Source organism: Lysobacter spongiicola DSM 21749 (assembly GCF_900167055.1).
GTDB lineage: Bacteria > Pseudomonadota > Gammaproteobacteria > Xanthomonadales > Xanthomonadaceae > Novilysobacter > Novilysobacter spongiicola.
On the sequence record NZ_FUXP01000013.1, the window covers coordinates 1 to 23,001 of the forward strand.

Below are 23,001 nucleotides of genomic sequence, written 5' to 3' on the forward strand. Positions count from 1 at the left end.
AGCACCGCGGTCGGCGGCACGCTTTATGTCGAGGATGCCGAAGGCAACGTGCTGTTCGACCAGAACACCGTGGCCAACGAAGTCGGCGCCACGGCCACCGGCGCCGGCGCACAGGCCAATGGTGCCTACAGCACGGCCAGCGGCGCGGCGGCCAGTTCCAACGGTGCGCAGTCCACCGCGATGGGCTACAGCAGCATCGGTGGCGGGGACGGCAGCAGCGCGTTCGGTGGCTTCAGCGAAGCCGGCGGATTCCTGTCCTCCGCCCTGGGTTATGGATCGGTCGCCTCCAGCGACTACGCCACCGCCGTCGGAGCGGCGGCGACCGCCAGCGGCGCCAGCAGCACCGCGGTGGGTGAGTACAGCCTGGCCACGGGCGAGGAGAGCACCGCCGTAGGCGGCACCGCGTTCGGCTTCTTCTCCACGGAAGCTTCCGGCACCGGCGCCTCGGCATTCGGCAACGGTGCATGGGCTACCGGCGCCTATAGCCTGTCGATGGGCTGGCTGAGCAGTGCCGATGGCGACAACTCCGTTGCCGTGGGCGGCGCATCGTGGGCAGAGGCCGCCGACTCCACCGCCCTCGGCTACGGCTCCAACGCCGCAGCCGAGAACAGCGTCGCGCTGGGTGCCGGCTCGGTTGCCGACCGTGCGAACACCGTGTCGGTGGGCGAAGCGGGTGGCGAGCGCCAGATCACCAATGTCGCTGCTGGTACCGCGGGCACGGATGCCGTCAACGTCGACCAGCTGAATGCGGTCGCAGCCGAAGCCGGAGAGACCAGCCGCCACTTCAAAGCCACCGGCGAAGCCGATGCCGGGGTCGAGGGTGAGGAGTCGCTGGCAGCCGGCGCGGACGCGTATGCCGAGGGCGACTACGCAACGGCCGTGGGTTCGGCCAGCAGCGCGATCGGCGAGGGCGCCACCGCTACCGGCTCGGGCGCGATGGCACTGGGCGGCGCGGCGACGGCTGGCGGCATGAATGCCACCGCCATCGGCGACAACACCAGCGCCTACGGCAGCAACAGCCAGGCTACTGCAGGCGACGCCACCGCGACCGGTGCCAACAGCATCGCGTCCTCCGAATACGCCACCTCAACCGGCGCAGAGAGCGAAGCGAGTGGCCTCTACGGTACTGCCAATGGTGCGGCGAGCATCGCCAGCGGCGACGGAAGCGCCGCGACTGGCGCCCTGAGCGAGGCGTCGGGCACCGAGTCCACGGCTGCGGGCTTCTTCAGCCTGGCCAGCGGAGAGCTGTCCACGGCCATCGGTGCCGAGAGTGTCGCCAGCGGGACCACCGCGGCTGCACTGGGCTTCGCTGCCGAGGCGGGTGGAGACTTCTCCACTGCGGTGGGCGGGCTTTCCAACGCCGCCGCCTACAACAGCACGGCTGTCGGCAACAGCGCGATCGTGGCCGGGGAAGACGGTACCGCCGTCGGCTCCGACAGCATCGTGACCGCGGACGGCGGCACTGCGGTGGGCCAGGGCAGCATCGCGATCGGCGACAACAGCGTGGCCCTGGGTGCCGGCTCGGTCGCCCTGCGCGATGACAGTGTCTCGGTCGGCCTGGCAGGCAGCGAGAGGCAGATCACCAACCTCGCCGCCGGCACGATGGCCACCGATGCCGTCAACTTCGGCCAACTCAGCAACGTGGCGTCCGTCCTCGGCGGCGGCGCTTCCATGGCCGGCGGCGTCTTCGCTCCGCCGAGCTACATGATCCAGGGCAACAGCTACGGGAACATCGGATCGGCATTCGCCGCCGTGGACCAGCGGCTGAGCGCCCTGCAGGTCGAGATCGACTCGGTGGACATGGTGCCCGGTCCGCGTGGTCCGGAAGGCCCGGTAGGCCCCGTAGGGCCGACCGGAACGGAGGGCCTGGCAGGTACGCCGGGTGCAGAAGGTCCGCAGGGTCCGCAGGGCGCATCAGGTGTCGTGTCGTCGCGCGGGCCGGGAACCGGCCTGGGCGTTGGCAGCTCCACGGCCGATCCGGATGACACCGCGGTCGGTGCCGGTGCGGTGGTCGACGCTTCCAACAGCACCGCCGTTGGCAGTGGCAGCTACGTCGATGCCAGCGCCAGCAACTCGGTCGTGGTCGGTGCCAATGGCAGCTCCAGTGCTTCCGGCGGCACCGTGGTGGGCCAGGATGCTTCGGTAACCGCGAACGGTGCAGTCGCACTCGGCCAGGGCTCCGTTGCCGACGAGGCCAATACGGTGTCGGTCGGCTCCGCCTCCAACCAGCGCAGGGTGACCAACGTCGCCAGTGGCGTAGCGGCGACGGACGCGGCGAACGTGGCCCAGGTGAATGCGGGCGACGCACAGGCCCTGAACTCGGCCCGCTCCTACACCGACACCCGGGCCACGCAGACCCTGAGCTCGGCCAACGCCTATACCGACACGCGCTTCAACGTACTCAGCGACGACTTCACCGCGTTCCGCGGCGAGGTTGACCAGCGGTTCAACGAGTACGACCACCGCATCGACCAGATGGGGGCGATGAATGCCGCCATGGTCAACATGGCCACCAGTGCCGCCGGCATCAACACCACCAACCGGGTGGGCATGGGCGTCGGCTTCCAGAACGGTGCGGCCGCCCTGTCCCTGGGCTACCAGCGCGCGGTTTCGGACCGCGCGACGGTCACCTTCGGCGGAGCCTTCAGCGGCGACGACACCTCCGTGGGTGCCGGCGTCGGCTTCGGCTGGTAGGCGGCACAAATCCAACAACACACCGAAAGACGACGAACCACGAAGGAAGGAATCGAGATGACCCAGAAACACAACGCCCTGAAGATGACGCTGCTGGCCACCGTAATCGCCTCCGCGATCGCCGCACCCGCCGCGATGGCCGGCAACGGCACCCCGTTCGAGACGCGGCCGGTATCGACCAGCACGCCTGCGCAGGACGGCGCCCGGCTCATCGTGCAGTACCGCGATGGTGCGGCTGCGCCTGCCGCGAAGCTGCGGACCGTCAACGCCGCCGCGAGCCGCGCCCATTCCGCGCGCATGATCCGTTCGACTGCCGATGCCCGCCAGCCGGCTCCGACCGCCCGTTACATGCGCAAGCTCGCCGTCGGCGCCGACCTGCTGAAGCTCTCCCACAAGGTCGGCAAGGCCGAGCTGGACGCGCTGGTGCGGGAGCTGTCCGCGGACCCGGCCGTCGCCCATGTCGAGATCGACCAGATGCTTCGCCATACGGGCCTGCCGCAGCGCAGCGCGCCGGTCATGGCGCAGCCGCAACTGGTGCCTGACGACCAGTACTACCAGCAGTACCAGTGGCACCTGCAGGACACGGCGGGTGGCATCAATGCCACCGAAGCCTGGGACACCAATGCCGGGGCAGGCGTGGTGGTCGCGGTGCTGGATACCGGCATCGTGCCGCACCCGGACATGGACACGAACATGTTGCCGGGCTACGACTTCATCACCGACTCGGAAGTGTCCCGTCGCCCGACAGATGAGCGTGTACCGGGTGCATACGACTACGGCGACTGGTACGAGGATGGCGAGTGCGGCGAGCCTGTGGGTTCGGGCAGCTCGTTCCACGGCACCCACGTGGCGGGTACCGTGGCCGAACTGACCAATAACAGCATCGGCATGGCCGGCGTTGCGCACAACGCGCAGGTGCTGCCGGTCCGCGTGCTGGGCAAGTGCGGCGGCTACACCTCCGACATTGCCGACGCGATCATCTGGGCCGCCGGCGGCTCCGTCGCCGGCGTCCCCGACAACGGGACACCTGCCGAGGTCATCAACCTCAGCCTGGGCGGGAGCGGCAGCTGCGCGGCGATCAGCCAGGCGGCAATCAACCAGGCGGTGGCACTGGGTACCACGGTGGTGGTGGCAGCCGGCAACAGCAACGGCAACGCCGCCAACTACACCCCGGCCAGTTGTGACGACGTAGTCTCGGTCGGTGCGGCGCGCATCACCGGTGGCCGCGCCTCCTACTCGAACTATGGTGCGGTGGTCGACCTTGCCGGCCCGGGCGGCGGCGGTGGCGTGGACGGCAATCCCAACGGCTACGTCTGGCAGGCCGCGAACGATTCCGATACTTCGCCGGACCTCGGCAGCCCCACCTACATGGGCTTGGCCGGCACCTCCATGGCGGCCCCGCACGTGGCGGGCGTCGCGGCCATGATCCAGAGCGTCGTGGTCGGTGCAGGAGAGGCCCCCAAGACCCCGGCCGAAGTCGAGGCGATCCTGGTCGACAGTGCCCGGGCCTTCCCGGCCACCCCCGACCAGCCGATCGGCAGCGGACTGCTCGACGCGCCGGATGCGATCGCCGCCGCGCTTGGCGATGACGATGACGACGGTGACGACGACGCCATCCCGCTGACCAACAAGGTGCCGCTCGGCGGACTGTCCGGCAGCGCCGGCAGCGAGAAGCTCTACAGCATCGAGGTGCCTGCCGGCGCCCGTATGCTGAACGTGCTGACCTATGGCGGCAGCGGCAACGTCAGCATCTATGTCAGTGCCGGCGACGCCCCGACCACCGAGGATTACGACCACCGTTCGGCGCGTCCGGGCAACAACGAGACGGTGCGGGTGCGCAACCCTGAAGCGGATACCTACTACATCCGCGTCGTGGGCGCAGCCGCCTTCTCCGGCGTGACCCTGCAGGCCCGCGTCGACTGATCCCCCTGCTCGTGCTCGTAGTACAGGCCCCGGCACTCGCCGGGGCCTTCTTTTTGGAGCTGCTGGCGCTCGCTGCGGGTGGGCTAGACTGCCTCTCCCCGCAGACCGGCCGATTGCGATGTCCCTACGCCTGCATGCCGTGGCGCTGACCACCGCCCTCTCACTGCTCGCCGGTTGCCAGCACGGCGCCGTGCGCCCGGCCCCCGACGACAACCTCAATGCGGTGTTGTGGATGCAATCGTCCGCGGAGTATGCCGCCGGCACCCGCCAGGCCTATCGTGCGGCGGCGGAGCGGCTGGACCAGGCGCTGGCCGACCCTGACTGGAGCGCGCTGGCGCCGGGCGAGCGTCCCGCGTCCGGGGCGGGCAGGAGGCCGGCGGTGGTGCTCGATGTCGATGAGACCGTGCTCGACAACTCGCCCTACCAGGCACGGTTGGTGCGTGACGGGGCGGAATTCGACGAGGCGACGTGGGCAGCCTGGGTCGCCGAGGCCAGCGCCCGACCGGTGCCGGGGGTGCTCGATTTCGCCCGCGAGGCAAGCGAACGCGGGGTCACCCTGCTCTACGTCTCCAACCGTACCGAAGAACAGCAGGCCGCGACCCTGCGCAACCTGCGCTCGGCCGGCCTGCCGGTGGTCGATGAAACGGTATTCCTGGGCAAGGGGATGGAAGTCGAGGGCTGCCGGCAAGAGTCCAGCAGCGACAAGCACTGTCGCCGGCAGTGGGTCGGGCAGCGTTACCGCGTCCTGATGCAGTTTGGCGACCAGCTGGGTGATTTCGTCCGGGTCGAGCCCAACAGTCCGGCGCACCGCAGGGGGCTGGTGGAGACCCACGGCGACTGGTTCGGCGAACGCTGGTGGATCCTTCCCAACCCCAGCTACGGAGACTGGCAGCCCGCGGTTTTCGACAACCAGTGGAGCAGGCCAGCGGCCGAGCGGCGGGCGGCAAAACGGGATGCGCTGGAGACCGCCCGCTGACGGCGGATGCCGTTTCCGGGACCCGCTTGGCTTGTTACCCCGGCCGCCCACGGTGAAGATGGCCGCAATGCGACTGGGGAGCCGCAACTGCATGTCCTTGATTCGACGTTTTGCCACCTTCATCCAGCCGGCGACCGCCGTGGCGGTGCTCATCGGCATGCTGGTGATCGGTGGCTGCGACCGCGGCCCGACCGGTGCCAAGGATGATCCGGTGCCAGCTGGGCCGACCGAGGCGGTGCGCCAGCTCATCCAGGACCTGCGCAACGACGATCTTCCAGCCTACGCGCGCCACGCCCTCCCGCCCGCCCTGCACCGCCGCATGGAGGTGGCCTGGTCGGAGGGGCGTACCATCTGGCCCTTGACCGAGTTGCCGCTGGATGATCGCCTCCCGGCCTTCATCAGCGTGTTGGCCGCCCCGGAAGCGGAGAAAGAGCTGCTGGCGGCCTACAACCGCCAGTTCGCCGGTGCCGACCGCGAACTGCGCAGTGCCGCGGCCACGCTGGGGCTGTTCGCGGGACAGTATGTCCAGGGCGCAGCCGAATACAGCGATGCCGAGCGCGAGCACTACCTCCAGCTGATCGCCGCGCTGAGCGAGTGGGGGCGGCAGGCGCCGCTCGGCGATCCGGAACGGGCCAGGCGGGTGATTCCCTCACTGGTCGCCGCGGCCCGTACCACCGGCCTGGCGGGCCCGGAAGCGTTTGCGAGGAACGGCATGGAACGCAGCCTGACACGCCTTGGGCCCTTCTTCTCGCGGATGAAGCAGGTGTTGGCCGAATTCGGCCTCGACCTGGATGCCTCGCTTGCCGGCAGCCAGGTCACCCTGATCCAGCAGACCGGTGACACCGCCCGGGTGTCGGTGGCCTATGAAGTGTCCGGCCGCCCGGTGGTGGCAGAGGTGCTGCTCGAGCGCCTGGACGGTCGCTGGTACCTCACCGATCTGCTGCGCCATGCGGAAGTCGAGGCCGGGCCTGCACCAGCATCGGCCCCGGCGGTACCGGGAGCGGATCCGGCCGTCCGGACCCCTTGAGGGAGCGATTCGGCGGCGGGGTCGGGCGAAACGGCATAATGCCCCCGATGCCGAACCAGACCCCCCTGCCATTCCCTGAATCCGAGCCGGGTAAGACGCCCGACCCGGCCGCTGGCGCCACCGATCCTGCGGCCCCGCCCGTGGATTCGTCCACGGGTGCGGTTCCGCCATTTGCGCCCGGCTCGACGCTGGGCCGCTCCGAGGCCGCGGAAGAGCCGTTGCAGGCGCCACCACCGGGCCCCGGCCGCCCGCCCAAGGCCGAGGTGGAAGGCCGGCCGTGGTGGGCACGGTTGCTGGGCAAGGTCCTCTCGCCCTGGGTCTCGCTGACACTGGAGCCGGCCGAGCCTGCCGAGTTCGCCCCGGGCCTGCTGGAGAAGCCGGTCTGCTACGTGATCGAGCACTACGGCCTGTCGAACGCGCTGATCCTCGACCGGGCCTGTCGTGAAACCGGCCTGCCATCGCCGCTGCGCGAGCTGCCGGGCAATCCGCTGGGCCGGCAGCGCGCGTATGTCGCACTCTCGCGCCGCAACGTCAGCACGCTGGCGCCGCTGCAGCAGTCGCTCGGCACCTCACCGCCCGCTTCCAAGACCCACTCGGGGTCCCTGGCGCGGTTGCTGGAGGCGCATCGCGAGGATCCGGCACTGGACGTGCAACTGGTCCCCGTATCGATCTTCGTCGGCCGTGCCCCGGACAAGAGCAGCGGCTGGTTTTCGGTGCTGTTCTCGGAAAACTGGGCCATCGTCGGCCGGTTCCGCCGCTTGCTGGCAATCGCCCTCAACGGCCGGGACACGACGGTGCGGTTCGCCCCGCCTGTCAGCCTGCGGGACATCATCAACGAGGACCTTCCGCCGGAACGTACCGTGCGCAAGCTCTCGCGCGTACTGCGTACCCACTTCCGGTTGATCCGTGCCGCGGTCATCGGGCCGGACCTCTCCACCCGGCGGTTGCTGGTGGACCAGGTGCTGGCATCGACCCCGGTGAAGGAAGCCATCGCCGACCAGGCCCGGCGCGAGAACTCCAGCCCCGCCGATGCCTGGCGCAAGGCGCATGGTTACGCTTACGAGATCGCGGCGGACTATTCGCACCCGGTGGTGCGTTCGGCCAGCTTCCTGCTGACCCCGGTCTGGAACCGCATCTACCGCGGCGTGCTGGTCCACCACCTGGACAAGCTCAAGCAGGCCGCGCCGGGCCACGAAGTGGTGTACGTGCCCTGCCACCGCAGCCACATGGACTACCTGCTGCTGAGCTACCTGCTGTACACGCGCGGCATCGTGCCGCCGCACATCTTCGCCGGCATCAACCTCAACCTGCCGGTGATCGGCACCCTGCTGCGCAAGGGCGGCGCGTTCTTCGCCCGCCGCAGCTTCCGCGGCAACGCGCTGTACTCGGCGGTGTTCCGCGAATACATGGCCCAGCTGGTGTCCGGCGGCTATTCGATCGAGTACTTCATCGAGGGCGGGCGATCGCGCACCGGGCGGCTGCTGCCACCCAAGGGCGGCACCCTGGCGATGACGGTGCGCGCCTACCTGCGGCAGCCGACGCGGCCGGTGCTGTTCCAGCCGGTCTATATCGGCTACGAGAAGCTGATGGAGGGCAACAGCTACCTGGACGAGCTGACCGGGAAGCCGAAGGAGAAGGAATCCATCTGGCAACTCATCACCGGCATCCCGAAGGTGCTGCGCTCCAACTACGGGCAGGTGGTGGTCAACTTCGGCGAGCCGATCCTGCTCAACGACGTGCTGGCACGCCATGCACCGGAGTGGCAGGGCGAGCGCCTGCCGGATGAAGAGAAACCGGCGTGGCTGTCGACGACGGTCGACGCGCTCGCGCAGAACATCCAGGTCAACGTCAACCGCGCAGCCGACGTCAATCCGATCAACCTGCTGGCGCTCGCGCTGCTCTCCACGCCCAAGCACGCCATGGGCGAGAGCGACCTGCTCGCCCAGATCGCGCTGAGCAAGACCCTGCTCGCGGAACTGCCGTACTCGGACCGGGTGACGGTGACGCCGCACGCGCCGGAGGAGATCGTTGCCCACGGCGAGGAGATCGGGGTGCTCATGCGCACCACGCATCCGCTGGGGGACGTGCTGCATGTCGGGGGCGACAACGCGGTGCTGCTCAGCTACTTCCGCAACAACGTGCTGCATCTGTTCACGTCGGCTTCGTGGGTCGCGTGCTGCTTCCAGAACAACCGCCGCATGGGCCAGGACGGCGTGCTCCGCCTCGGCCGCAGCGTGTACCCGTTCCTCCAGTCCGAGTTGTTCCTGCCATGGACGGAAGACGAGTTCGTGCAGCGCCTGGCCGGCACGATCGATGTGTTCGTGCGTGAGGGGCTGCTCGAGCGGGTCGGGGAGGACGACGGCGGCATCCTCGCCCGCAACGCCGGCCAGTCCGATGAGGTGTTCCGCCTGCGTGCGATCGGCCATTCGCTGCAGCAGGCGTTCGAGCGCTACTACATCGCGATTTCCGTGCTGGCCAAGAACGGCCCCGGCACGCTCAGCGCCGGCGAACTGGAAAGCCTGTGCCAGTTGGCCGCCCAGCGCCTGAGCCTGCTGTATGCACCGGCCGCGCCGGAGTTCTTCGACAAGACGCTGTTCCGGGGATACATCCAGAAGCTGCGCGAGCTGAAGCTGGTCCGGGTCGACGAGAATGGCAAGCTGACCTTTGATGACCGGCTGGAGGCGTGGGCGCGCGACGCCCGTTTCATCCTCGGCCGCGAGCTGCGCCACAGCATCGAGAAGGTCAGCCCCGAGGCCGCCAGGCAGGAGCCCGAGGACGCCCTGCCGGATTGACCGGCGACGGCCTGCAACGGCAGAGGTGCCGCGCTAACATGGGCCAGGGCCGGAGCGTCGCGGACCGGCCGGGGCGCCCCAGGGCGCTGGAGCGGAACAACGGGGCCGCGACGACTGCCGGAGGATCGTGCCATGGCACCACCACCGCCCGCCGCCCTTGCGACCAACCCCGATGCGCCGAAAGCGCCGGGGAGTGTCCCGCGGCCAAGCTTCGACAACCCCGCCCGCCAGCTGGTCGCCGACCTGCTTGCCAGCGCCGATATCCAGGTCAACGGCGACCGGCCGTGGGACATGCAGCTGCATGATCCGGCCGTGCTGGACCGGGCACTGGCACAGGGCAACCTCGGCTTGGGTGAGTCGTACATGGCAGGCGCCTGGGACTGCGGGCAACTGGATGGCTTCTTCGACCGCCTGCTGCGCGCCCACCTCGATCGACGGGTGAAGCCGGTGCGGCTTGCCTGGCACGCGTTGCAGGTGAAATTGCGCAACCGCCAGGACCGCAGCCGCGCGTGGCAGGTGGGCAAGGCCCACTACGACCTCGGCAACGACTTCTACGAATCGATGCTCGACCCGTCGATGGCCTACTCCTGTGGCTACTGGCGCGATGCCGAAACGCTGGAGGAGGCGCAGGTGGCCAAGCTCGAGCTGATCTGCCGCAAGCTCGGCCTCCAGCCGGGCATGCGGGTGCTCGACATCGGCTGCGGCTGGGGCAGCTTCATGGCGCACGCCGCGCGGCACCACGGGGTGGAATGCGTGGGCGTAACGGTCTCGCGCGAGCAGGCGGCCTGGGCACGCGAGCGGCACGCCGGCCTGCCGCTGGAGATCCGCCTGCAGGACTACCGGGAGCTGGACGAACGCTTCGACCGCATCGTCAGCGTCGGGATGTTCGAACATGTCGGCCACAAGAACCACCGCCAGTACATGGAGGTGGCGGCGCGCTGTCTGGGGGACGGCGGGCTGTTCCTGCTGCACACCATCGGCAAGAACCGGCGCGATGGCATGCCGGACCGATGGATCGACAAACACATCTTTCCCAACGGCGAGACACCCTCGATCGGCCAGATCGGCGACGCCATCGACGGCCTGCTGGTGGCCGAGGACCTGCACAACTTCGGCGCCGACTACGACCCCACGCTGATGGCCTGGTACAACAACTTCGAAGCGGCCTGGCCGCGCTTCGCCGACCGGCTTGGCGAGACCTTCCGGCGCAAGTGGCGCTACTACCTGCTGTCCTGCGCCGGTGCCTTCCGCGCCCGCGAACTGCAGCTCTGGCAATGGGTGCTGTCGAAGGAGGGCATGGCCGGCGGCTATCGCCGGCCGGAATAAGCTGCGTCGCCGCGCTGCTGTCCCCCGAGGATTCTTGTTCAGGTGTAGGAGCGGCTTCAGCCGCGATTGGAACCGGACTGTCGTACCGCCTCACGATCGCGGCTGAAGCCGCTCCTACAGGAGCATGCCGAGGCTCAGGCAGGCTGGTCGGGGATCAGCGCGCTCTCCAGCCGGGCGATGCAGTCCTTGAGCATCAGCTTGCGCCGCTTCAGCCGCTTGAGCGCGAGGTCATCATGCTCGCCGAGCCGGTCGGCATGGGCGAGCACGTCGATGGCGGTGTCGAGGTCGCGGTGCTCCAGCCGCAGCTCCGCCAAGCGGCGGGTGATGTCTGCGGGGTCGTCACTTTCGTTCATGCGGCCAGCTTAGCGCGTGGCCGGGCCGGGCGTGCCACCGCCGCGGCCGGTAGAATGGCCCCCTGATGAGCAACGTCCAGCCCCTGTCCACCCTGACCCCGAGCGAGGTCGAAATCGACCCGCTGCCCCTGGCCGAGCCGGTGCCGCGTCAGCGCAGGGTGGCCGATGACCTCGAGCGGCTGGGCAAGCGCCTGCGCCACCAGGTCGGCCAGGCGATCGCCGACTTCGGCATGATCGAGGAGGGCGACCGGGTGATGGTCTGCCTGTCGGGCGGCAAGGACAGCTACACGATGCTCGACGTGCTGCTGCAGTTGCAGCGCAAGGCACCTGTCAGTTTCGAGCTGGTCGCCGTCAATCTCGACCAGAAGCAGCCGGACTTCCCGGAACACGTACTGCCCGCCTACCTGGAGTCGATCGGCGTCGAGTACCGCATCCTCGAGCAGGACACCTATTCGGTCGTGACCCGGGTGGTGCCCGAGGGCAAGACGATGTGCTCGCTGTGTTCGCGCCTGCGGCGCGGCGCGCTGTACACGTTCGCCGAGGAGCAGGGTTTCAACAAGATCGCGCTGGGCCACCACCGCGACGACCTGGTCGCGACCTTCTTCCTGAACCTGTTCTTCCACGCCAAGCTCAGCGGCATGCCGCCCAAGCTGCTGTCCGACAACGGCCGCCACGTTGTCATCCGGCCGCTGGCCTACGTGGCCGAGGCCGACATCGCCCGTTACGCTCGGCTGAAGGAATTTCCCATCATCCCCTGCAACCTGTGCGGTTCGCAGGAGAACCTGCAACGCAAGCAGGTGCAGCGCATGATGGCCGACTGGGAGCGCGAGACGCCCGGCCGGATCGAAACCATCGCGCGGGCACTGGGCGACATCCGCCCGTCGCAACTGAGTGATCCCAGGCTGTTCGACTTCCTTGGACTGGCGCCGGGCGCGCAAGTGGCCGCCGACGACGGCATCCGGGGCTGAACCCTTCCTCCCAGCGTCGTGCAGACGCAACGGCATCCCCGGCGCTTTCGCGTCGTAAAGGTGCCTGCGAAGCACGGCGCATCGACACGGACCATTGAATGTTCTTTCGCAACCTGACCTTCTTCCGTTTTCCCGCCACCACCAAACTCGATGACCTCGATGCCGGCCTGGAGCAGTGCCAGCTCAAGCCGGTCGGCCCGCTGGAGTTGTCCAGCCGTGGCTTTGTCTCGCCGTTCGGCCGCGACTCCGAAGTGCTTGCCGCGCGCCAGGGTGAGTCGATCTGGATCACCGTCGGCGGCGAGGACCGGCTGCTGCCGGGCTCGGTGGTCAACGACATGCTGGCCCGCAAGCTGGCCGAGATCGAGCAGAAGGAAGGCCGCAGGCCCGGGGGCCGCACCCGCAAGCGGCTCAAGGACGAACTGATCACCGACCTGATGCCGCGCGCCTTCATCAAGCCCAGCCGCACCGATGCGTTGCTGGACCTGGAGAACGGCACCGTGGTGATCGACACCTCCAGCCGCAAGACCGGCGAGAACGTGTGCAGCGAGATCCGCCGGGCGCTGGGTAGTTTCCCGGCACTGCCGCTGAACGCCGAAGTGGCGCCGCGCTCGATCTTGACCGGCTGGATTTCCGGCGAGCCGCTGCCGGACGGGCTGAGCATCGGCGACGAATGCGAGCTGCGCGACCCGGTGGACCAGGGCGCAGTGGTCAAGGTGCAGCGCATGGACCTGCACAGCGACGAGATCGCCCGCCACCTGGAGACCGGCAAGCTGGTCACCCGGCTGGCACTGAACCTGGACGACCACGTCAGCTTCGTGCTCGGCGAGGACCTGGTGGTGCGCAAGTTCAAGCTGCTCGATGGCGCCGTGGACCAGCTGGAATCCACCGACCGCGACGACGTCCGCGCCGAGCTGGATGCACGCTTCGCATTGATGAGTGCCGAGGTGAAGCGATTGTTCGCGGTGCTCGAGTCCGCGCTGAAGCTGAGCAAGGCCGACGCCTGAGGATGATGCTCGTGGCCCGCTGGCGGTGACGCCTGCGGGGGCCGTCGGCTACGGCAGCGTGATCGTCAGGTGCGCCGTCGCCCCGGGCATCTGCACCACGTCCTCATAGGCCGCGAGGTCCCGGGCCGTGCCGCGCTCGAGCACCGTGTGCAGCGTGAGGTAGCCCAGCAGCGCCGCGACCGCCATCACCGCGGCCGGCGCCCACATTGGCATGACCCGGCGCAGCGCGTGGGTCACCCGGTCCGGTGGCGCCCAGTGCGGCGCGAAACCGGTGCGCTTGCCCTTGAGGTAGACGATCTCGTCGCCCAGTCGCGCGATCAGGTAACCCAGCTTCTCCGGCCCTTCCAGCCGGTACTTGCCCTCGAAGCCGAGCAGCAGGCAGTAGTGGTAGACCTCCAGCGACGCCAGCCGCGGCGCACCCTGCGCACGCAGCTCTTCGAGCCGGTCGAAGAAGTGCTCGCCGGCCAGGTGTTCGCCGAACAGGCGCAGTTGCAGCGGGTTGCGCTCCCATTGCTCGCGCAGGCTGGAGGGCTGGCCGAGCATGGCCTCGTCGACCGCGGCGCAGAACGCGTACTTGCTGGCGTATACATCTTCGGCGGCGATGCCGAGTTTCGATGCCCCCCGCTCGACCCCGGCCAGGAAGCGCTGGATCGATTCAAGGAAGGCCGCTTCGCCATTGGGCAACCGGCCGCGCCTGAGCAGCATCAACAGGTAGAAGCCGTCGGCGAACAGGTCCAGCAGGCTACGCGGGTTCGCCGCGCCGGCGGCAGGTGCCATCGCGGACTGGTTCGCGGTGAGCGAAGGCATGCGCTGCGGGACCGGGGGATTGGGGTATTCCATCACGTTGTTGCGTCCTTGGCCGCTATGCGGTGAGTGCGAGCAGTTCCAGCTTCAGGTCGCGCACGCCGGACGGCACGTAGATCGTCAGCGCCTGCGAAGCGAGCATGCGTTCGTACAGCGCGCCACGCGGTTCAATCGCGAAGTACTGGCAGCCGGGCCGTACCGGAATCGCAGCCGGGACCTGCGGCGCGTGGGTCAGTTTCACACCGGGCAACGCCGACAGCACGCACTTCTCGACGTCGTCGGGTGCCCCCACCTTGAAGCGCACCGGCACGGTCTGCACCAGCTCCTGTCCGGGCAGATCGGCGCCGACGCCGAGGTACAGCGCGCAGTTGCCGTCAAGCTTCTGCGAGTCGAGCCGGCCGACGTGGAACGACGGCTTGGCCTCGTGCAAGGCGATGGCGAAGTAGCGCTCGGAAATCACCGTGCCGAGCAGCTCGCGCACGATGCCGAACAGGCGGTCGAAACCGTCTTCCGGCTTCTCGTGGTGGTAGGCCGGCAGGTCGGCCAGCGTGTATTCGCGGGAGAAGGTCAGCAGGCCGCCGGCCAGGCGCAGCAACTCCTGGTGCAGGCGCTCTGGATGCAGGCGGGGATGCTGGAGCAGGTGCGAGAGGGCGGCGAAGGCGGCGTTGGTGGTATGCAGCAGCCAGAACGAGGCGATATCGCCGGAGCGGAACTCCACGACCGACTGCGAAGGTTCCCGGTGCAGCCCGTACAGGGCGTCGGCCTTGGCCTGCAGGTTCTCCAGCAGCCGCCGCAGGTTTGCCATCAGGGCGGGCGCCGCCGACAGCGCGGCGCTGGGTGGAACGAACTGGTCGTCCAGCTCGAAACCGCCGGTTGCACTGCGCCTGACCCGGGCCACCGGCAGGCTGACGAAGGGATCGCGTGGATCGTCGTCGAGCAGCAGCCGCACGGTCTTGCGCAGGTAGGCCAGCTCCGCCTCGCCCGCGTCGGTGAACAGATCGGCGGTGCTGCGGTTGGACTGCAGGTATCGCCCGTGGCTGCCGGTCCCGGTGCTGCAGTTGCCGCCGTGGTCCCGCAGCAGCGGCAGGGCCAGGTGGATCGTGGTGGACTGCACCGAAGCGGGCAGGTCGGCCAGCGACAGCGCCTCGGGCAATTCATCGTCGCCGGGAGCCAGGTAGATCTCGCCGTCGGGAAACACCACGGACAGTTGCAGCGCCCGCAGGGTCCCGCTGGCGAGCGCGTGGTCGTCGAACCGGCTCTGCCGCACGCCCCATGCATAGGGATGCACCGTGCTGGCGAATTCCTGCAGCCGTGCCTCGTGATAGGCATCCTGCCGCTGGAAGTGTTGCGGACGCAGGAACAGGCCCTCGCCCCAGAAAACCTTGGACATCCGACTCATGCCGCTTCATCCCTGAAATACCGGCCCTGCCGGTGTTGCTCCAATGCGCGGCTCTCCGGCCGGGCGCGGCGCAGCGTACTACAACTGCGTGCCTTGCAGCGCCGGGTCAGCCATCGGTTCCGCACTGGTTGCCGGCGAGCGTGTGCGAGCCAGTGGCGAGCGCGGTGACCAGTGCCGGCCCCGGTGTCGTCATCGCGCAGGCATGCATGCCGACCGCGATGCCTTGCGGAGGTGCCCGGCCGACGTCGAAAGCCAGTCGCCAGCGCGTTGCCGCGGGTTCGCGGAACAGCGCCACAACGCCCACGTGCGTGGCGCCGGCGGCGAGTGGCTCCAGCACCGAGTGCCGCTGGCCGGGCGCAAGCAGGATCTCGGTGACCGACAGCAGGTCCGGGCCGAGGATGTCGCTTTCCCGCTGCTCGTCGAGGAACGCCGCGAACGGCGCATCGGAGAACCGTGCCGTGCTGCGCAGCTGGTAGACCCGCACCACCAGCGATGCCGGCCGGCCATCACTGCCGGCGTTGAGGTTGGTCGCGGCCTGCAACTGCAGCGACAGCTCGGTGGGCGCGGCCTCGTCCTTCAGGCCCACCGCCTGCAGGGTCTTCCCGAAGGCGGACCCGATGCCGGGCTTGGCGCTGCAGCCGGCAAGTGCCAGCACCAGCAATCCGACCACTGCGGCAGCAAGGCGGCAGGAAATACGGGGCAGTAGAGTGGGTCTGCGACAACCATCCATGGTCGGGCTCCAGAAGCTTCCGTGCGGACCGGCATTGCCGGCAGGATTGCGGTGCCGGCCTTCGTGGTGAAGAATAGGCGCCGCCGGTGCCTTCTTGGCTCCGGTGATGCAAGGCTACTACAGCAATACCCGGTGCCTCCAGACGACATCGCCTGGAACCATGGAGATCGGTCGCACCCGCACCGTGCGCGCTCACAAGGAGAGTGTGGAATGAAGACCCTGTTGGCGGCTGCGTGCCGCCTGATGCTGCCCGTTGTCGCGGTGCTGGCGCTTGGCGCCTGCAGCACCATGTCGCGCAAGCCGGCCAGCTATTCCGAAGTGCTGGGCCAGGCCGAGTCCGAGGTCGCGGCCGGTCGCGTCGAATCGGCACTGATCGGATTCAACGAGGCTGCGCGGATCGATCCGGTGAACAAGGAGCCCTGGCTGCGCAGTGCGCAGTTGCAGTTCGACGCCGGCAACTACGGCCATGCGATCGTCGCCGCCGAGGAAGTGCTCCAGCGCGATCCCGCTGACAAGGTGGCCGACAGCGTCCTGACCGTGGCGGGTCTGCGCATCGCGTCCCAGTCGCTGCAACGCCTGCAGGGCAACGGCGCACTCGCGTCCGAGAGTGCCCGGGCCGAAGCCGAGCGGCTGGCCGCGACCATGCGGGACACCATGGGCGAGGCGTTCCTTGCCGGACCCGAAGCCAGCGCCGAAAAGGCCCGCGCCTCCAGCCGCGGCCGCGCCGCGCCGCGCCGTCGCGCTGCGCCCAAAGCGGCGCCCGCCGCCAAGCCGAAATCCGATATCGACAACCCGTTTGGGGTGTTGGGCGGCTGACGCCGCGATCCGCAGGTACTCGTCAGGGAGACGATGAGATGTCCAAGAAGGAAAGTATCCAGAAGCGCCTCGAGAAGGTGCGGCCGCCGCGCGTGCAACTCACCTATGACGTGGAGAAGGGTGACGCGATCGAGCAGAAGGAGATCCCGTTCGTGGTCGGCGTGCTGGGCGACTTCAGCGGCCAGCCCGATCAGCCGCTGCCGCGCCTGAAGGAGCGCAAGTTCGTCAACGTCGATCTCGACAACTTCGACGAGGTCATGGAGGGGATGACGCCGCGGGCGGCGTTCCGGGTGCCGAACAAACTGGGCGCGGACGGGGGCGAATTCGCCGTGGAGCTGCGATTCAACTCGATCGATGACTTCCGTCCCGAGTCGGTGGTCCAGCAGGTCGAGCCGCTGAGGAAACTGCTGGAAGCACGCTCGAAGCTGGCCGACCTGCGCAACAAGGTGGCCGGCAACGAAAAGCTGGAGGACCTGTTGAACGATGTCCTCGCCAACACCGAGCAGCTTCGCCAGCTCGGTCAGGCCGAACCGGTGGACCAGGAGTAAGCCATGAATGCACAGGCAACCGCAGTCCGTGCCGCCGGCACGGCCGAAGCCGGCCTGCTCGACCAGATCGTCGAGCAGAGCAAGGTCGCGAAGTCCGAATCCGAGCACCAGCGGGCTCGCGACATCATCTCCGAACTGGCGCGCGAGGTGCTGCAGGGCACCGTCGTGGTCTCGGAAAACCTCAACCTGACCCTGGATGCACGCGTGGCGGAGCTGGACCGGATGATCTCCGAACAGCTCACCGCGGTCATGCACGCGCCGGAGTTCCAGCAGCTGGAAAGCACCTGGCGCGGCCTGCACTACCTGTGCGGGCAGACCTCCACCGGCGCGCAGCTGAAGATCAAGGTGCTCAACGCGCCCAAGCGCGACGTGGTCAAGGACTTCAAGGCCGCGATCGACTTCGACCAGAGCGCGCTGTTCAAGAAGGTTTACGAGGAAGAGTTCGGCACTTTCGGTGGCTCGCCCTTCGGCACGCTGATCGGCGATTACCAGATCGGCCGCCAGCCGGAGGACATGTACTTCATCGAGCAGATGTCGCATGTCGCCGCGGCCTCGCATGCGCCGTTCATCGCCGCCGCCTCCGAGGACATGTTCGGGCTCGAAAGCTTCACCGACATGGGCAAGCCGCGGGACCTGGCCAAGGTGTTCGACACCGTCGAGTACGCCAAGTGGAAGTCCTTCCGCGACTCCGAGGACAGTCGCTACGTCGGGCTGACGCTGCCGCGCTTCCTCGGACGGCTGCCGTACAACCCCAAGGACGGCACCACGGTGGAGGGCTTCAACTACGTCGAGGACACCGACGGGGCGGACCACTCCAGCTATCTGTGGTGCAACACCGCCTACGCGTTCGGCGCGCGGCTGACACGTGCATTTGAGGACTTTGGCTGGTGCGCTGCGATTCGCGGCGTCGAGGGTGGCGGGCTGGTGGAGGAACTGCCGACCCACACCTTCCGTACCGACGACGGCGAGGTCGCGTTGAAGTGCCCCACCGAAGTCGCCATCACCGATCGCCGCGAGAAGGAGCTCAGTGACCTGGGCTTCATTCCGCTGGTGCACTGCAAGAACACCGACTACGCCGCCTTCTTCGGCGCGCAGTCGGCGCAAAAGCCGAAGAAGTACAACACCGATGCGGCCAACGCCAACGCTTCGCTGTCGGCCCAGCTGCAGTACATCTTCGCCGTGTCCCGCGTCGCCCATTACCTCAAGGCGATGATGCGCGAGAAGATCGGCAGTTTCGCCTCGGCAGGCAACGTCGAGGATTTCCTCAACCGGTGGATCGCCCAGTACGTGCTGCTGGATGACAACGCGACGCAGGAAGCGAAAGCGCAATATCCGCTGCGAGAGGCTTCGGTGCAGGTGTCCGAGGTGCCCGGCAAGCCGGGCGTCTATCGGGCGGTGTCGTTCCTGCGCCCGCACTTCCAGCTCGACGAGCTGTCGGTGTCACTGCGGCTGGTGGCCGAACTGCCCGCCAGCATGAAGAAGTAGCCACCGCCCCGCTGCAAGGCGGACGGGGCGCAGACCCTGGAGGGCGGTGGTCGCGACAAGGCAACACGACATGCCGGCCACGGCCGGCGACATCTCACGGAAGAACGGAACAAAAGGAAACCAGACCATGCAACACGCATTCCTCAGCATCGACACCATCAAGGGCGAGTCCAAGGACGCCGAGCACAAGGATTGGATCGAGATCGAATCCTTCAACCAGGACGTGCTCCAGCCGCGTTCGGCCACCGCATCGAGCGCCGGCGGTACCACCGCCGCACGCGTCGAGATGACCCCGATCGAGCTCAACAAGCGCATCGACCTGGCCTCCACGGCGTTGTTCCAGGCCTGCGCCAATGGCACCACGTTCCCGAAGGCCCGTATCGAATTCATGCGTGCCGACAAGGATGGCAACGCGATCAACTACTACACGATCGAGCTGCTGAACGTGCTGGTCCACCGCGTGTCCACCGCGCTCGGCCACGACGGCATGCCGTCCGAGCAGGTGCAACTGAGCTTCGGCGCGATCAAGTGGTCGTACACCCAGCAGAAGCAGGGTGGCGGCACCGGCGGCAAGACCGTTGCCCAGTGGAGCAACACCAACAACAAGCCGACCTACACGGTCTCGTGATGTGCCGGCGTGGTGGCGGCCCCGGTCGCCGCCACGCCACGCCACGCAACGTCACGCGATGCGGTGCTTGAGCAGACAGGACCCATGAAAGGATTCGAGCCCAGCCTGCTGGAAAAGCTGTTCGACGATGAGCCGCGCAGGGTCGCGACGCGCGAAAGCGCGCGGCCGGTGTCGCTGGAGCAGTACAAGGATTCGGTCGCCCGCGACCTGGAAGGACTGTTGAACTCGCGCGCCGCCTATGGCGAGCAGGACCTGGCTGCGTACCCCAACTGCCGCAGGTCGATGATGACCTATGGGCTGCGTGACTTCTCGGCGATGAGCCTGGCCAACGGCCATGACCGAGCGGCGATCTGCCGCGCGCTGGAGCAGGCGATCGCCCGCCACGAGTCCCGCCTGCACGATGTCAGGGTGCGGCTCGACGGCAACAGCCGCGGCGTCGGCGGATTGCACTTCTCGATCCACGGCCTGCTCGACCTGCAGCCCGCCCGCGAGGCCGTGAGCTTCGACGCCATGCTGCAACCCAATACCCTGCAGTACTCGATCAGCCGCATGCGCCGGCCTGCCGCGGCATGAGCACCGGCGCCCGCGGCTGATGGACGACCTGCTGCCCCACTACGAGCGCGAGCTCGGTTTCCTGCGCCGCCACGGACGCGAGTTCGCCGAGCGCTACCCGAAGATCGCCGGCCGCCTGCTGTTGTCCGGCGATGGCAGCCAGGATCCGCACGTCGAGCGCCTGATCGAGTCGTTCGCGCTGCTCACCGCGCGCGTCAGCAAGAAGATCGAGGACGACTATCCAGAGTTCACCGAGGCCCTGCTCGAAGTGATGTACCCGCACTACCTGCGGCCATTTCCTTCCTGCTCGGTCGCGTGTTTCGACATGGGTCCGGCCCTGTCGCAGCTCACCGATCCGCTGGTGGTGCCACGTGGCACGCTGCTGCACTCACGCAGCGTGCGTGGCGCGAGCTGCCGGTTCCGCAACGCGTATGACGTGGTGCTGGCGCCCATCCGGGTCGTGGATGCCCGCTACTCCGGCATTGCGCGGGTCCCGATGGCCGTGTCTTCACCGCCGGGGGCGGGTGGGCAGGTCTCCCTGGATTTCGAATGGCTCGGGGACCACGAGGGGCCCCCGTCCGCGCTCGATGTCCTCCGCCTGTTCATCGACGGCGAGCCTTCCTTCTGTGCCGCGCTGCGGGATGCATTGGCGATCGGTGTCAGGGCGGCCTACGTGGAGCCGACCGGCAGCGGGCGCTGGATGCCGCTGCCAGCGTCGCCGTTGCGCCAGGTCGGCTTCGCGGAAGACGAGGCGCTGGTGGATTTCCCGGATCGCTCCCATCCGGCCTACCGGCTGCTGACCGAGCTGTTCGCGTTCCCCGAGAAATTCGGCTTCTTCGACCTCGACCTGGGTGTGCCCGGCATGCGCAGCGGTGGCGCCTTCACCGTGCACCTGCTGCTGGACGCCGAGCCGGCCGGGGCGCCGCGCGGACGGCTGCTGGAGTCTCTCGGCCGGGACAACATCCGCCTGGGCTGCACGCCGGTGGTCAACCTGTTCCCGCAGCATGGCGAGCCGATCCGGGTCACCCACCGCGACACCCACTACCCGGTGGTCGCCGATGCCCGCCGTGCATTCGCCTACGAGGTGGTGTCGATCGACTCGGTACGGCAGGTACGGCAGACGCCACGGGGCGAGGAGGTCACCGAATTCCGGCCGTTCTACTCCCTGCACCACGGCGAGGCGCCCGACCAGGCCGGACAGTACTGGCTCACGCGTCGCGACGAGCAGGTCGCGCGCACCAGTCCGGGGTTCGAAACCGAGATGTCCTTCGTCGACCTGTCCTTCAATCCGGTCAGGCCAGGTACCGACGTGGTCAGCCTGGAGCTGACCTGCAGCAACCGCGACCTTCCGGCGGACCTGGCGTATGGCGTGGCCGGAGGCGACCTGACGATGGAGGGCGGCGGCGCGGTCCGCGCCATCAGCCTGCTCCGGAAGCCGACGCGGTCGATGCGCTTCGAGCGCGGCCGCGGCGCACAGTGGCGGCTGATCTCGCACCTGTCCCTGAACCACCTCTCGCTGGGCCAGAGCGGCCTGCCCGCCCTCAAGGAGATGCTGCGCCTCTATGACATCGCGCAAAGCACCGCATCGGGTCGGCAGATCGACGGACTGGTCGCGCTGGAGCACCGGCCGGCCACGGCATGGCTGCCCGGGAAGCACTTCGCCAGCATCGTCCGGGGCATCGAGATCCGCCTGACGATCGAGGAGAGCGCCTTCGTCGGCCACGGCGTGGCGGCCTTCGCCAACGTGCTCGACCACTTCTTTGGCCTGTACGTGCACGCCAACAGCTTCACCCAGCTGACCTTGCTGTCGGCCGACACCGGGGAGGAACTCGTCAGATGCCAGCCACGCAGCGGCGAATCGATCCTGGTGTAGCGCAACAACTGCTGGCGGCGCCGCACCGCTTCGGCTTCTTCCAGGCGGTGCGGATACTGGAGCGGGTGTTCGCCCGGCAGGGCATGCGCCCGGGTGATGCACTCGCGCGCATGGTGCGCTTTCGCAATTCCACTGCGATGGCGTTTCCCGCGGCCGAGCTGGAGTCGATCCAGGCCCGCTCGACCGACGGCACGGCGCTTGAGCGTCCCGCCGCGGTCGAGCATGCCTTGCAGATGGAGGACCTGGGATCGGTGCAGCTGGTGCCGGCCTTCATGGGCATGCTCGGCGGCCAGGGCGTGCTTCCACTGCACTACACCGAGACGCTCGCCGCCCGCGAAACCTACCAGCGCGACCATGCCCCGCGGGCGTTCCTGGACATCTTCAGCAACCGTGCGGTTGCGCTGCACTACGCAGCGTGGAAGAAGCACCGCCTCGCGATCCAGTACGAGCTGGACGGAGACGAGAAGTTCCTGCCGCTGGTCCTCGCGCTTTCGGGGCTCGGCATGGCGTCGCTGCGCGGCCGGTTGCAGGATGGCGAGGGCGACGTCTTCGATCAGTCCATCGCGCACCACGCTGGCAGCATCCGCCAGCGCCCCGTATCGGCGGCGGTGCTGCAGCGCACGCTGTCGTCCTATTTCCGGGTCCCGCTGAGGGTCGAGCAGTTCATCGGTGCCTGGTACCCGGTGCCGGAGACGCAACGCACCCGCCTGGGCGTCGGCAACGCGGCGCTGGGCAGCACGGCGCTGGCCGGGGAGCGGGTATGGCAGCGCGACCTCCGGGTATGCCTGTGGGTCGGCCCGCTCCGGCGCAGCGAGTTCGACGCCTTCCTGCCCGGAGGTGCGGCCAACCGGGCGCTGTCGAAGTGGCTGGCGCTGCTGACCGGGTCGTCGCTGGAATACCGCGTGCGGCTGGTGCTGGCCCCCGATGACCTGCGCGGCATCGCACTGGGTGGAGACTCGGAAGGAGGCAAGACGGGAGAAGGTGCCGGGGCCCGCCTGGGTTTCGACAGCTACCTGTGTTCCCGGCCGGCCACCGGGCCGCGCTCCGACACATGCTACGAGGTGCAGGCCCTGCACTGACCCGAATGGCGTGCGGCGCCCACG

The 23,001-nt window shown here is 68.4% G+C and carries 19 protein-coding genes; 15 read left to right on the forward strand and 4 right to left on the reverse strand.

Features of this window, described 5'->3' with window-relative positions:
- The 6 genes from B5D37_RS15165 to cfa all read left to right on the forward strand — a co-directional run.
- Positions 1-2,694, forward strand: a 2,694-nt coding sequence (locus B5D37_RS15165) for a YadA family autotransporter adhesin (protein WP_200809251.1), incomplete at its 5' end; no start/stop codon positions are given.
- A gap of 57 nt (positions 2,695-2,751) precedes the next feature.
- Entirely contained in the window at positions 2,752-4,617 is a 1,866-nt protein-coding gene (locus tag B5D37_RS12470) for a S8 family peptidase (protein WP_078759070.1), read from the forward strand.
- 118 nt (positions 4,618-4,735) lie between these two features.
- Positions 4,736-5,593, forward strand: a complete 858-nt coding sequence (locus B5D37_RS12475; RefSeq protein ID WP_078759071.1) for a 5'-nucleotidase, lipoprotein e(P4) family — start codon at positions 4,736-4,738, stop codon at positions 5,591-5,593.
- 91 nt (positions 5,594-5,684) lie between these two features.
- Entirely contained in the window at positions 5,685-6,620 is a 936-nt protein-coding gene (locus B5D37_RS12480; RefSeq protein WP_143814311.1) for a hypothetical protein, read from the forward strand.
- Positions 6,621-6,667: 47 nt separating this feature from the next.
- Positions 6,668-9,412 carry a glycerol-3-phosphate 1-O-acyltransferase PlsB gene (gene plsB / locus B5D37_RS12485; protein ID WP_425478068.1) on the forward strand — a complete coding sequence of 915 codons (2,745 nt, stop codon included), beginning with the start codon at positions 6,668-6,670 and terminating at the stop codon, positions 9,410-9,412.
- A 132-nt stretch (positions 9,413-9,544) separates the two neighbouring features.
- Positions 9,545-10,738 carry a cyclopropane fatty acyl phospholipid synthase gene (gene cfa / locus B5D37_RS12490; RefSeq protein WP_078759074.1) on the forward strand — a complete coding sequence of 398 codons (1,194 nt, stop codon included), beginning with the start codon at positions 9,545-9,547 and terminating at the stop codon, positions 10,736-10,738.
- Positions 10,739-10,872: 134 nt separating this feature from the next.
- On the opposite strand, the gene B5D37_RS12495 is transcribed toward cfa, so the two are convergent.
- A complete protein-coding gene (locus B5D37_RS12495; RefSeq protein ID WP_078759075.1) occupies positions 10,873-11,091 on the reverse strand; it encodes a YdcH family protein in 219 nt (72 codons plus the stop codon).
- Between the two features lie 65 nt (positions 11,092-11,156).
- On the opposite strand from B5D37_RS12495, the gene ttcA reads away from it, so the two are divergent.
- Both ttcA and B5D37_RS12505 read left to right on the forward strand, forming a co-directional pair.
- On the forward strand, positions 11,157-12,059 hold the full coding sequence (gene ttcA, locus B5D37_RS12500) for a tRNA 2-thiocytidine(32) synthetase TtcA (protein ID WP_078759076.1): 903 nt from the start codon (positions 11,157-11,159) through the stop codon (positions 12,057-12,059).
- A gap of 98 nt (positions 12,060-12,157) precedes the next feature.
- Entirely contained in the window at positions 12,158-13,063 is a 906-nt protein-coding gene (locus B5D37_RS12505) for a recombination-associated protein RdgC (protein WP_078759077.1), read from the forward strand.
- A gap of 48 nt (positions 13,064-13,111) precedes the next feature.
- Here B5D37_RS12505 and icmH read toward each other — a convergent pair whose 3' ends face one another.
- From icmH to tssJ, 3 genes are all read right to left on the reverse strand, one after another.
- Positions 13,112-13,903 (reverse strand): type IVB secretion system protein IcmH/DotU, encoded by a 792-nt coding sequence (icmH, locus tag B5D37_RS12510; RefSeq protein ID WP_078759078.1) that lies wholly within the window; start codon positions 13,901-13,903, stop codon positions 13,112-13,114.
- A 22-nt stretch (positions 13,904-13,925) separates the two neighbouring features.
- Positions 13,926-15,257 (reverse strand): type VI secretion system baseplate subunit TssK, encoded by a 1,332-nt coding sequence (gene tssK / locus B5D37_RS12515; RefSeq protein ID WP_078759079.1) that lies wholly within the window; start codon positions 15,255-15,257, stop codon positions 13,926-13,928.
- 115 nt (positions 15,258-15,372) lie between these two features.
- Positions 15,373-15,921: a type VI secretion system lipoprotein TssJ gene (gene tssJ / locus B5D37_RS12520; protein WP_234987882.1), complete on the reverse strand. Its 549-nt coding sequence runs from the start codon at positions 15,919-15,921 to the stop codon at positions 15,373-15,375.
- Positions 15,922-16,206: 285 nt separating this feature from the next.
- On the opposite strand from tssJ, the gene B5D37_RS12525 reads away from it, so the two are divergent.
- From B5D37_RS12525 to tssG, 7 genes are all read left to right on the forward strand, one after another.
- Positions 16,207-16,812 (forward strand): tetratricopeptide repeat protein, encoded by a 606-nt coding sequence (locus tag B5D37_RS12525; RefSeq protein WP_200809252.1) that lies wholly within the window; start codon positions 16,207-16,209, stop codon positions 16,810-16,812.
- Positions 16,813-16,850: 38 nt separating this feature from the next.
- Positions 16,851-17,360, forward strand: a complete 510-nt coding sequence (gene tssB / locus B5D37_RS12530; protein ID WP_078759081.1) for a type VI secretion system contractile sheath small subunit — start codon at positions 16,851-16,853, stop codon at positions 17,358-17,360.
- A gap of 3 nt (positions 17,361-17,363) precedes the next feature.
- Entirely contained in the window at positions 17,364-18,845 is a 1,482-nt protein-coding gene (tssC, locus tag B5D37_RS12535) for a type VI secretion system contractile sheath large subunit (RefSeq protein WP_078759082.1), read from the forward strand.
- Between the two features lie 127 nt (positions 18,846-18,972).
- Positions 18,973-19,473, forward strand: a complete 501-nt coding sequence (locus B5D37_RS12540) for an Hcp family type VI secretion system effector (protein ID WP_078759121.1) — start codon at positions 18,973-18,975, stop codon at positions 19,471-19,473.
- A gap of 84 nt (positions 19,474-19,557) precedes the next feature.
- On the forward strand, positions 19,558-20,046 hold the full coding sequence (gene tssE, locus B5D37_RS12545) for a type VI secretion system baseplate subunit TssE (RefSeq protein ID WP_078759083.1): 489 nt from the start codon (positions 19,558-19,560) through the stop codon (positions 20,044-20,046).
- A gap of 19 nt (positions 20,047-20,065) precedes the next feature.
- Positions 20,066-21,898 carry a type VI secretion system baseplate subunit TssF gene (gene tssF, locus B5D37_RS12550; protein WP_078759084.1) on the forward strand — a complete coding sequence of 611 codons (1,833 nt, stop codon included), beginning with the start codon at positions 20,066-20,068 and terminating at the stop codon, positions 21,896-21,898.
- A complete protein-coding gene (gene tssG / locus B5D37_RS12555; protein ID WP_078759085.1) occupies positions 21,862-22,977 on the forward strand; it encodes a type VI secretion system baseplate subunit TssG in 1,116 nt (371 codons plus the stop codon). Before tssF ends, tssG begins: the two co-directional genes overlap by 37 nt.
- Positions 22,978-23,001 lie beyond the last annotated feature (24 nt).

What these genes read in the sequence shown, in the direction of transcription:
- B5D37_RS12470 (WP_078759070.1), top strand. Translation starts at nt 2,752, where the DNA reads ATGACCCAGAAACACAACGCCCTGAAGATGACGCTGCTGGCCACCGTA.
- B5D37_RS12475 (WP_078759071.1), top strand. Translation starts at nt 4,736, where the DNA reads ATGTCCCTACGCCTGCATGCCGTGGCGCTGACCACCGCCCTCTCACTG.
- B5D37_RS12480 (WP_143814311.1), top strand. Translation starts at nt 5,685, where the DNA reads ATGTCCTTGATTCGACGTTTTGCCACCTTCATCCAGCCGGCGACCGCC.
- plsB (WP_425478068.1), top strand. Translation starts at nt 6,668, where the DNA reads ATGCCGAACCAGACCCCCCTGCCATTCCCTGAATCCGAGCCGGGTAAG.
- cfa (WP_078759074.1), top strand. Translation starts at nt 9,545, where the DNA reads ATGGCACCACCACCGCCCGCCGCCCTTGCGACCAACCCCGATGCGCCG.
- B5D37_RS12495 (WP_078759075.1), bottom strand. Translation starts at nt 11,091, where the DNA reads ATGAACGAAAGTGACGACCCCGCAGACATCACCCGCCGCTTGGCGGAG.
- ttcA (WP_078759076.1), top strand. Translation starts at nt 11,157, where the DNA reads ATGAGCAACGTCCAGCCCCTGTCCACCCTGACCCCGAGCGAGGTCGAA.
- B5D37_RS12505 (WP_078759077.1), top strand. Translation starts at nt 12,158, where the DNA reads ATGTTCTTTCGCAACCTGACCTTCTTCCGTTTTCCCGCCACCACCAAA.
- icmH (WP_078759078.1), bottom strand. Translation starts at nt 13,903, where the DNA reads ATGGAATACCCCAATCCCCCGGTCCCGCAGCGCATGCCTTCGCTCACC.
- tssK (WP_078759079.1), bottom strand. Translation starts at nt 15,257, where the DNA reads ATGTCCAAGGTTTTCTGGGGCGAGGGCCTGTTCCTGCGTCCGCAACAC.
- B5D37_RS12525 (WP_200809252.1), top strand. Translation starts at nt 16,207, where the DNA reads ATGAAGACCCTGTTGGCGGCTGCGTGCCGCCTGATGCTGCCCGTTGTC.
- tssB (WP_078759081.1), top strand. Translation starts at nt 16,851, where the DNA reads ATGTCCAAGAAGGAAAGTATCCAGAAGCGCCTCGAGAAGGTGCGGCCG.
- tssC (WP_078759082.1), top strand. Translation starts at nt 17,364, where the DNA reads ATGAATGCACAGGCAACCGCAGTCCGTGCCGCCGGCACGGCCGAAGCC.
- B5D37_RS12540 (WP_078759121.1), top strand. Translation starts at nt 18,973, where the DNA reads ATGCAACACGCATTCCTCAGCATCGACACCATCAAGGGCGAGTCCAAG.
- tssE (WP_078759083.1), top strand. Translation starts at nt 19,558, where the DNA reads ATGAAAGGATTCGAGCCCAGCCTGCTGGAAAAGCTGTTCGACGATGAG.
- tssF (WP_078759084.1), top strand. Translation starts at nt 20,066, where the DNA reads ATGGACGACCTGCTGCCCCACTACGAGCGCGAGCTCGGTTTCCTGCGC.
- tssG (WP_078759085.1), top strand. Translation starts at nt 21,862, where the DNA reads ATGCCAGCCACGCAGCGGCGAATCGATCCTGGTGTAGCGCAACAACTG.